The sequence below is a fragment of the Chlamydiales bacterium genome, assembly GCA_031292375.1.
GTDB lineage: Bacteria > Chlamydiota > Chlamydiia > Chlamydiales > VFKH01 > JARLHF01.
Genome location: JARLHF010000031.1, coordinates 1 through 9,715 on the forward strand (window position 1 = coordinate 1; position 9,715 = coordinate 9,715).

The window sequence follows — 9,715 nt, forward strand, 5'->3', positions numbered from 1 at the left end:
ATAAGACAAATCGTTATGTATAAAAGCACTCTCCGTGTCTCTGTGGCTCCGTGTTTCATTCCAAAAAACCAGCTTTAAATTTTAATGAACAAGAGCTTAAGTTGTTAACAATAACCTAGTTAAAAATCGAGCTGACGTTAACTTAGGAAGAAACGTAGGATCTTGTGAACCCATCCAGGTAATTTCATCTAAGACTACAAGGACTCGTCCTTTTTTACACTCTTCTGCCAAATCATAAAACAGATTGCCCCAATCATCACTACGATAGATCGGCAATCGATATTCTTGAAGTTGACGTAAAAACTCTTCTTTCTGAATTTCTGCAGTGATACCAAGCTCTGGAGGAATCCCTGACAATATATATGCTTTACTAAAACAATAAGCGTATTCTTCGGCTAAACGGCTTTTTTCAATCCTGCGTCGTCCACGAATCACAACAAGACTAGAACTTTTTTTTGAAGCAATCCCCTAAGTAATTCTAACTCTCTTTCACGACCAACAAATCTTGTCACACTTTACCTTTTATTTCCCCCCAAAAATGCAATTGCTGTTTTCGGGGGAACAAATCTAATCCAGACAACTACTACATATAATAAAGGTGCTCGCTTTCATCGACATGCAAAAGAGTAGTGCTACCACTGCCTTTCAAAATTCCCATTGTTGTAATACCTACTGAAGATATCTTCCTAAGCTTTTGAAATTCTTGATCCCAATACCAAACAGTCCCTCTTCTTTCATCTATACATGTTCTATCATAAGAAGGCACTTTGCGCCTACTATAAGTCACAGAACCGCTCTCAAGGTCAATAAAGACTGGCGAAAAATCTTCTTGTTCTCTTAAAAAAAGAATTAATTGCCCATTTTCACAAAAACTGCCAAAACAACTTGCTCTAATAGTATCTGATATCTCTCTTTCTACGTCAGAAAGAACATCGTCACTATCCTTTAAAGTTCTAACTCTCAATATGCAATGCTTATTTTCTTCACTATAATGTGGGCTTTTTTCAAGAGAATAAAGTTTATTATCCCTTGCCAGGGCCGCTAGACAATTTTCAATGACTGCAAAAGATCCTGTAGAGTTAACTAAAACAAGTTTTTTTTCATGAGCACTATAGAAACCAACGTGCGTAGCATAAAGCCTAAATTCTCCTCTGGGCTTTATAATTTCAAATCCCCTTTCACAACAATTATTGACTATTTTACCACCCAATAGCACCCAATTTTGTCCTCTATCAACCACCTGATAAGCAAAATCTTGGCTAATATGAAAACAAGAAACAGATCTAGCATCAAAAGCCTCAGGCATTTCAAGAATCGAACTTACTTCTCCAGTTTCTACATGAATCAGATGAACCTTTTTACTTCCCTGAAAACACAAAAAGATCTGCTCGCCTATATGCTTTAGATGATAACCCCTAGGACAACAATCTGAAAAAGTACCAGGAAGATCTTCTCCTAAAGAAGATGATGATAAAGGAATACCCCACACCATTTTTTCAGTGTTCCTATTATAAGCAAGAAGATACAGGCAAGAATTTACTATATTACCCGGTTTATATACGCCTATCATGAGGGATCCATGAACAAAAACCTCATTCTTACAAAAATTTACACACTTTGTAAAGTCTCTATCATTGTCAGGCCAAGTCACGCCTCGAAATCCACTAAATGGGTAGGCAAAAATAGACTCTATAGAAGCAGGAGAAAAACTTGGCATTGCTTCGGTCAATGCATAAAGATGAGGTATTGCTTCTTTGAAAGAAGAAGCTTCTAAAGCTTTCGCTATATGGGTGCCAACTTTTGATGTCATCAAATCCTCACTAGCAGCTAACTCATTTGCAATAATCAACCGACTCGAATTTGTTAACGTTTCAAACATCGTCACCATAATGCAAGCCTTGCTAGGCCAATCCTCCAGAGATATACACCGTAATAGCACTACCGCAAAATCAATGAAACTTGAATATGCCATGCCCGTTAAAAACTCTTGAAACAAAGTCTTGTCACTTCGCCACTTCTGAAAACATAAAATTTCTACAAACTTCTTTGGACTACGAATAGTACCAGATGAACCTGTCAAAAATTCTGATACTGTTAAGTCTGTAAAGGATTCCACTTCAGGCATTTCATAAGAACAGCCTGCTGCTTGTTTAATCAGCCACAATAGATAATATCCAGATCTGTAGTCGCCTTCTCTATAAGCACGCTTAAAATCGAAACAAGCTTCTCCAACTACAGAAGTCTCTAAAAGTTGAACATTCTCGCCAAAGCGACTATTAAGTTCACTTTCAGGCATCCAAGAAGGATTCTCTAATGTCATCCAATGAAATATCATAGAACGAGCACTATACAAGGCATGTTGAAGGACCGATTCTGCCAAAGAACTATCTAAGCGTGAAAAGAAAAAACCCTCCCTACAAGCATTTCCAAATTTATAAAAATTTGCACTGATAAATTCCTTTATTTTATCAACAGTGCTCATTGAGCTCTCAGCTACAGAAACACGATAATCTAAAGAACCCTCTACAATAGCTTCTTCCTTACTTGTTATAGCAACTGCTATTTTAGCAAATAGAGCTATACCAGCTTCTAAATCAGCCTCATCTATACGTAAAGGCTCTGAGGAATTAAAAGGCCATTGTCCAGTTAATGTTTCTTTTACTAAGTCACAGTAATTTATAGCTGTCATATAAAAGCTCCAAATAAAAAGAGTTTATTTTATCAAAAGTTAATATTAACTGGAATCATAATCTAAAAGATTCTTGAAAAATAGTAAGAACTTATCTAAAATGGAGGGATGATAAAATGGCAAATCTTGCATTCAGGAGAAAATCCAGCTACTCTGATCATGCAAAAAGATCAAGAGCTTCTAGATGCACTCACTCCCACTTCCCACCCCATTTTGCACTTATATAAGTGGAAAGGGGACTGTGCAACCTATGGCTGCTTTACAAAACCAGAAGATTTCTTAAACATGGAAAATGTGAAGGCTCTTCATTTGTCCCTTGCAAAAAGACCAACGGGCGGCGGCATTGTCTTTCATATCTGCGATTTTGCCTTCTCTGTTGTCATACCAGCAAATCACCCCAAATTTTCTATCAACACACTCGACAATTATGCTTTGATTAATAACGCTGTAATTCATACGATACAAAAAATAAAGAACGATACAACACCTATTCTATTGCCACAAGAAAGCCCTCCTCTTGATTCTTATTGTCAAAAATTTTGCATGGCAAAGCCTACAAAATATGATGTCATCCTACAAGGCAAAAAAATCGGTGGAGCCTCGCAAAGGCGCACCAAACATGGATTTCTTCATCAAGGAACTATTGCAGTAGCTCTTCTTCCAAAAGAATACTTAGAAAAAATCATTCTCCCAGAAACAAAAGTGATTGAAGCTATGCAAAATAACAGCGCATCCCTTCTTGGCAACAACTGGACACTTCATGACCTTCAAGCTATGCGAGAAATAGTCTCTATTAATCTACAAGAGTGCATGCAAGAGATCTAATCTACTCATTGCCTCTAAAAGACTTTTTCGATGACCAAAAGCCGTAAGGCGCAAAAAACCCTCTCCGGAAGGCCCAAAACCAGCTCCTGGGGTTGTAACCAAATGAAGCTTTTCCAAAAACTGCTGAAACACCTCCCACGACTTTTTACCTGGAAAATGAACCCAAAGATAGGGGGCATTTGTGCCCCCAAAAACAGAGTACCCTAAGCTTTCTAGTTTTTCTTTAATGATTCTTGCATTTTCTAAATAGTATTGTATGACTCGTTTTATTTCTAAAAGCCCATCCTCTTCAAGTACTCTACAGCCGCCTCTTTGGGCAATATTAGAAGCTCCATTGAAAATGGTTGTTGTCAAGCGATTCCAGTCCGCTTTCACAGATGTTCCATCTTCATACTTAAGGTCCTCTGGAACTACTGTCCAACCAAGACGCACCCCTGTAAAGCCCGCTAGCTTGGAAAATGAATTCACCTCTATTGCAACTTGCTTTGCATTTTCAATTTCAAAGATAGATTTGGGCAAGGATGGATCTTGAATATAACTTGCATAGGCTGCATCAAAAATAATAATCGATCTATTTTTTATTGCAAATGCTACTAATTGCTCTAATTGTTCTTTGGTTGCAGCAGCACCTGTGGGATTATTAGGAGAGCAAAAATAGATCAGATCAGTCCTTGGAAGAATTTCCAAATTAGGAAAAAACTGATTTTCTGGCAGGCATGGCATAAAGATAACTTGCTGTACACCTTGAATCAAGCTGCCATCGATATAAACAGGATAAGCTGGGTCTTGAACAGCAATAGAAACAGTATTTCCAAAAAGCATCTGCAGCCGTCCAAGATCACATTTTGCCCCATCAGAGACAAAAACCTCTTCTGGTTTTACACAATGTGAATAGATCTTTTCTGCAATTTTTTTTCTAAGTTCTTGGATACCCTGCTCTGGACCATATCCTGAATACCCATCTAATGTGCCCAATTGTTTTGATACATATAAAAAGGCCTCTATAACAGAATGACCAATGGGCTCTGTTGTATCTCCTATTCCTAAATTGACAATCGAAGCTTCAGGATTTTCAACTAAAAATTGTTTTCTTCTCAGATTAATTTCTGGGAAAAGATAATTAGCCTTTAAAGCAGCTAAATTCGTGTTTCTCTTTACCATTTTACAATTAGTTTTAATGAGCAGCTGGTTTGATGGAGCTTTCCCAATTTTTGATATAGCTGAGTAATTCTTGCTGACTAGGCCTAGATTCTAAAAACTGCAACCCTCCAGGGTAGCTACATAGGTGAGCAAGCTTTGCAAGTAAGTGCAAATGCCTCTTATCTTCACAAGCAAATAAAAAGAAAAGCGTATGGACAGGCTTGCCATCCAAAGCTCCATAAGGAATCGGTTTTTTCAAAAACACGATTGCAACTACGTCAAAATGCGTATCTAACAGAAAATCCCGTGTATGAGGAACTCCAATACCATTATTTAAAGCCGTTGGCATCAAGTGCTCTCTATCAATAAGAAGCTCTGTTACAACGTCTGCGTCCCAATTAAACTTTTTTGCCAAAATCTTAGTAACCGTGGAAATAATTTCTTCTTTTGTCTCTCCCTCGATATCCAGATACACACCACCTTTATGAACGGCTCTATAAAGGCTATACTGCTGCAACCCAACAGAAGAATCAGAAACATCATCTTCTTCAGAAAGATCTTCGTCTAAAATACAGTCTGAGTGTGTTTCATCCATTTTATTTAAATCGTTTTTCATAACCCAATCTTCTATTTCACTACGACTAAAACGATAATGCCTATTCAATTTATAAGCAGGTATCTTCCCCTCCAAAACCCAACGTCGAATAACTGGTTCTGCCACATTGAGAAGTTCAGAGACATCTTTAATTTTTAGATCCATAGTTTATACATACCTTACTAAATAGTATTGAACAAATCCACTATCTCTTGAGGAGAAGAAAGCTGCAAGATCTTTTTTCTTCTATCTTCTTCTTTCAAGGCATAAGTCAAACGCGACAAAATTTGCAGATACTCTGTCTGCTTATCGTCTGGCCCACCTATCATAAAAATAACTCTTACAGGAGCCCCGTCAAGTGCGTCCCACTCCACGCCTTTTTTTAAAATGCCAACGGCAATAAAAAAATCATCATAAGCAGAAAGCTTTGCGTGTGGAATCGCAACACCTGCTCCTATACCTGTTGAAACTAATTTTTCCCTGTCAATAACAGCTTGCAAAAAAGCTTGTTTATCTTTGAGTTTATTATGTAAAGCAAGAGTTTCCACAAGAGTTGCAAGTGCTTGCTCTCTTGTCTCTACATCCAAAAAACTCACTAATTCAGGATCAAGATAATCAAAAATCATCATTTCACAAACTACAAAACACCTGTATGACCAAATCCTCTATTTCCTCTCAAAGTAGAAGAAATTTCTGAGGACCGCGTAAAAATGCCCTTAACAACCGGTGCAAGCACTAACTGCGCAATACGCATTCCAGGCTCCACTACAAAAGGATTCTTACCGTGATTGATTAATATTATTTTTATTTCACCACGATAATCTGAATCAATCGTTCCTGGCGCATTCAATACAGTAACCTGGAATTTTAATGCAAGACCACTTCTTGGTCTTACTTGAATTTCATACCCTTCCGGAATTGCCATAAAAAGACCTGTCGACACCAACTGAAAGCCACCTGGTAAAATTGTAATGGGCTCTAGAAGATAGGCTCTGACATCTGCACCTGCAGCTCCAGCAGAAGCATATTGAGGAAGAATTACATCCTCTTCAGCAATAACTTCTACGAACACTTCTGCAATGCCCTCAGTCCCAGCATCCAACTCTTTTTTTTCACATACACCATTTTCATTCATTGCGTCTAAACCTCAAAAGTTTGCTGTTCATAGGATCTGGCATTGCCTGTAAGATATCCCATAAATTGAGCGATTTTATCTTTTAACACATGTCTGTTCACAATACAATCAATCATTCCATGTTCAAGTAAAAATTCCGATTTTTGTGCTCCCGGAGGAAGTTTTTGCCTAATTGTCTGTTCAACAACTCGAGGCCCTGCAAAGCAAATAAGCGCGCCAGGCTCTGCGATAATTACATCTCCAAGTGATGCAAACGAAGCTGTTACCCCCCCCGTTGTTGGGTTAGTAAGAACGGAAATGAAACACAATCCACGCTCATGCATCTTTGCAAGAGCTGCAGATGTCTTTGCCATCTGCATCAAGGACAAAACAGATTCTTGCATACGAGCTCCTCCCGAAGAAGAAACAATGACTAGTGGAAGCTTATCTTTTATTGCATGCTCAATAAGAAGAGTAATGCGCTCACCCATCACAGAGCCCATTGAGCCTCCCATGAAACTAAAATCCATGACGCCAATAGCTGTCTTCTGACCCTTTATCAAGCAAGTACCAACAACTATGCTCTCATTATAATCTGATTTTTTCTTAGCATCTTCTAATCTCTTTTCATAAGACTCTGTGTCCACAAAATGTAGTGTATCTATAGAGACTAAATTACCAAACAATTCTTTGAACGTCCCCTCATCCGCAAGGCTTTTAATCCTTTCATTAGCAGAAAGACGATAGTGGCTATCACACTTTGGACAACAGTTTTCGTTTTGCTCCAACTCATTTGCATGGATTAACTCGCTGCAATGAGTACACTTTAACCATCCACTAAAACTATCTTTTTTTGTGGTCTCAACTTTGATCTTAGGCTTTTCTCTAGAAAAAAATCTCATGTATATTGTTCCAACTATTTATTCAAAGAAACCAGTGTAACTAACATATAAGAAAAAACACAAGAGTATTCATGCTAATTAAATTATTTAATATAATTAAAGAGCCTTCCAACAGGAAAACTCTTTAATTTTAGAGTGCTTAACGACAAGAACAAGAAGAACAAGTAGCTGCTGCTTGATTAAAGCGCTCGGCAACATTTTTCCAATTGACAATACTCCAAATTGCTTTTACATAGTCTGCTCTCACATTTTTATACTGCAAATAGTAAGCATGTTCCCACACATCAATTCCTAAAAGAGGTATCAAGCCCTGTGTACTCAAAGGATCTTGGTTAGTGCAAGTTGCAACAGTTAATTGCGCTGTAGATTTATTGTATCCAAGCCATGCCCAACCAGATCCTTGAATACCAGTTGCAATCCCACTAAATTTATCAATAAAATTTTGATGCGTTCCAAATTCCATTTGAATTGCATCCATAAGATCACCCGTTGGAGCCTCTCCTCCTCCCTTTGATTTAGGAGCTAAATTCGTCCAAAAAATCGAATGGTTAATGTGTCCACCGCCATTAAAACGAATCGCACTTTCCAGAGCGATCATTGCAGATAGGTCTTGTTTTTTTTCTGCTTCAGCGTATTTTTCTAGAGCACTATTCAAATTATTAACATAAGCCTGGTGGTGCTTTGTGTGGTGCAAGCGCATAATTTCCGCGCTAATTACAGGCTCTAATGCCTCATACTCGTAAGGTAAATTGGGAATTTGGTAGGGTGCCATAATATAACCATCCATAATTTTAAAGTTAAAAAAAGATCGAGATTTTAGAGAGTATAAAATCTTTCAAAAAAATACGAGCGTAATTTTTTATTTTTTTGTATGATCCAAAAAAATAGACTTCTTGCATAATTAGCTTTGCTTAGAAAAATTGAAATTTTTTGAGTAGATTTATTGATAAATTTTGAGAGCATATGTGAACATGTGGTTGAAAAATTTAACGATAAAGATGCAAAAAAAACAATTTTAACAAGCAAATGTAATTACGCAAGAAGTCTGATGACAACATAACATAAAGAGAACTTCCATGAGAATACGCAGTACAGCCATATTATTTTTTATGCTCATAAGTTTTTTTTGTTATAGCCAAGTCATACCTGGAGAATCTACTCCTGTACTTACAAGTACAGACATCGATCAAAGCATCTCTCACTTCGTTACAAGTAATCAACCAATTGAGCTGATGAACTACATCAATAGCCTAGCTCCTCTAAGTTACGACACTCCAAGTTTTGTTAACTATTCAGAAGCGATTCAGTATCTAATTACATCCTACCCAAACTTCATACAATCTAATCCAATGCTTCTAAAACCTCTTGCAAGAGCTCTTTATACAGTTGGAGTAAATGGATCCTTTTATGCAGGTAATGGCACCTATGACTCTCAAAATATCCATGCTCTACAAAATATTGCAAATGGGCTTACGAGTACAGATTCAGAAACACTAAGCATCAAATGGAGCGTCAATCACTATGTAAGATTACTTACAAACCTCTTTACATACTCGCAATCCCCCATAATTGCTGCCTCTAATCCATCCGCTACAAATCAGCCTCTGCCTTCTGCTCAAAACCCAACTTCTTTTAAACCTCAAAATCCCGTATCAGGTCAGCCAGCTAGCTGGGGATTCATTCCACCTGCACCACCTAGTTGCTGTAGACCCCACTGTAGATAAAATTTTTTCTCTTTAAAATTTCTCAAGATATTAGGTATACTCCTCCTTATCTTTAGTGAAACGGATGAGATGAGACAGATTGCATCTCTCACAAGAGCCTATTTTAAAGTTTTTGCATAACCTGAATTTTTAATTGGAGCAACCCCTCATAGTGCACACAGTACTGCCTTGCGTTTTAACTATTCTTTTAAAAGATGACCAAGTCTTACTTCTAAGAAGAAAAAATACTGGTTTTAGAGATGGTGATTTTTGTCTTGTTGGAGGAAAAATTGAACTCAATGAACCAGCAACTCAAGCAGCCTCTAGAGAGGCTCTTGAAGAAGTAGGCCTCGATCTTAAAAATCTTGAATTTGTTCATGTACTACATAAAATGGGAGAAAGAGATGACCTTATCGCCTTTGCTTTTGTGGCAACAGAATGGGAGGGCACCTTGCATAACTGTGAACCTGAAAAACACGATCTTATGCAGTGGTTTGCTTTAAGACACTTACCAAAAAACATATTGCCAGCCCACAAGCAGGTCTTAGAGATGTTTCAAAATAAAATCCACTACTCTGAATTTACCAGTTCCTGAACTTGTTTATGTATTAGACTTCTTGCGTAATTACATTTGCTTGTTAAAATTGTCTTTTTTGACATCTTTATCGTTAAATTTTTCAACCATATGTTCACATATGCTTGAAAAATTTATCAATAAATCTACTCAAAAAATTTCAATTTTTCTAA

11 protein-coding genes are annotated in these 9,715 nt (G+C 37.4%); 3 read left to right on the plus strand and 8 right to left on the minus strand.

The genetic code is table 11. The features are described from left to right. Positions 1-96: 96 nt before the first annotated feature. Positions 97-357, minus strand: a complete 261-nt coding sequence (locus P4L16_04565) for a hypothetical protein (protein MDR3624396.1) — start codon at positions 355-357, stop codon at positions 97-99. A 226-nt stretch (positions 358-583) separates the two neighbouring features. Beyond that, positions 584-2,689 carry a hypothetical protein gene (locus P4L16_04570; protein MDR3624397.1) on the minus strand — a complete coding sequence of 702 codons (2,106 nt, stop codon included), beginning with the start codon at positions 2,687-2,689 and terminating at the stop codon, positions 584-586. 108 nt (positions 2,690-2,797) lie between these two features. Here P4L16_04570 and P4L16_04575 point away from each other — a divergent pair, with 108 nt between their 5' ends. After that, the gene (locus P4L16_04575; GenBank protein MDR3624398.1) at positions 2,798-3,514 is read left to right on the plus strand and encodes a lipoate--protein ligase family protein; all 717 of its coding nucleotides are present in this window, start codon (positions 2,798-2,800) and stop codon (positions 3,512-3,514) included. Here P4L16_04575 and P4L16_04580 read toward each other — a convergent pair. The 6 genes from P4L16_04580 to P4L16_04605 all read right to left on the minus strand — a co-directional run bounded on the left by P4L16_04580 (position 3,488) and on the right by P4L16_04605 (position 8,052). Next, positions 3,488-4,675, minus strand: coding sequence for an LL-diaminopimelate aminotransferase (locus P4L16_04580; protein ID MDR3624399.1), 1,188 nt, complete (start codon positions 4,673-4,675; stop codon positions 3,488-3,490). The genes P4L16_04575 and P4L16_04580 overlap by 27 nt on opposite strands. 13 nt (positions 4,676-4,688) lie before the next feature. Next, positions 4,689-5,414 (minus strand): PTS sugar transporter subunit IIA, encoded by a 726-nt coding sequence (locus tag P4L16_04585; protein ID MDR3624400.1) that lies wholly within the window; start codon positions 5,412-5,414, stop codon positions 4,689-4,691. Between the two features lie 17 nt (positions 5,415-5,431). Beyond that, positions 5,432-5,878 (minus strand): PTS sugar transporter subunit IIA, encoded by a 447-nt coding sequence (locus P4L16_04590; GenBank protein ID MDR3624401.1) that lies wholly within the window; start codon positions 5,876-5,878, stop codon positions 5,432-5,434. An 8-nt stretch (positions 5,879-5,886) separates the two neighbouring features. After that, a complete protein-coding gene (gene dut, locus P4L16_04595; protein MDR3624402.1) occupies positions 5,887-6,384 on the minus strand; it encodes a dUTP diphosphatase in 498 nt (165 codons plus the stop codon). A 5-nt stretch (positions 6,385-6,389) separates the two neighbouring features. Next, entirely contained in the window at positions 6,390-7,265 is an 876-nt protein-coding gene (accD, locus tag P4L16_04600; protein MDR3624403.1) for an acetyl-CoA carboxylase, carboxyltransferase subunit beta, read from the minus strand. Between the two features lie 139 nt (positions 7,266-7,404). Continuing rightward, the gene (locus P4L16_04605) at positions 7,405-8,052 is read right to left on the minus strand and encodes a superoxide dismutase (protein ID MDR3624404.1); all 648 of its coding nucleotides are present in this window, start codon (positions 8,050-8,052) and stop codon (positions 7,405-7,407) included. A 289-nt stretch (positions 8,053-8,341) separates the two neighbouring features. Here P4L16_04605 and P4L16_04610 point away from each other — a divergent pair, with 289 nt between their 5' ends. Both P4L16_04610 and P4L16_04615 read left to right on the plus strand, forming a co-directional pair. After that, entirely contained in the window at positions 8,342-8,989 is a 648-nt protein-coding gene (locus P4L16_04610) for a hypothetical protein (protein MDR3624405.1), read from the plus strand. A 151-nt stretch (positions 8,990-9,140) separates the two neighbouring features. Beyond that, positions 9,141-9,563, plus strand: coding sequence for an NUDIX domain-containing protein (locus tag P4L16_04615; GenBank protein MDR3624406.1), 423 nt, complete (start codon positions 9,141-9,143; stop codon positions 9,561-9,563). Positions 9,564-9,715: the final 152 nt, after the last annotated feature.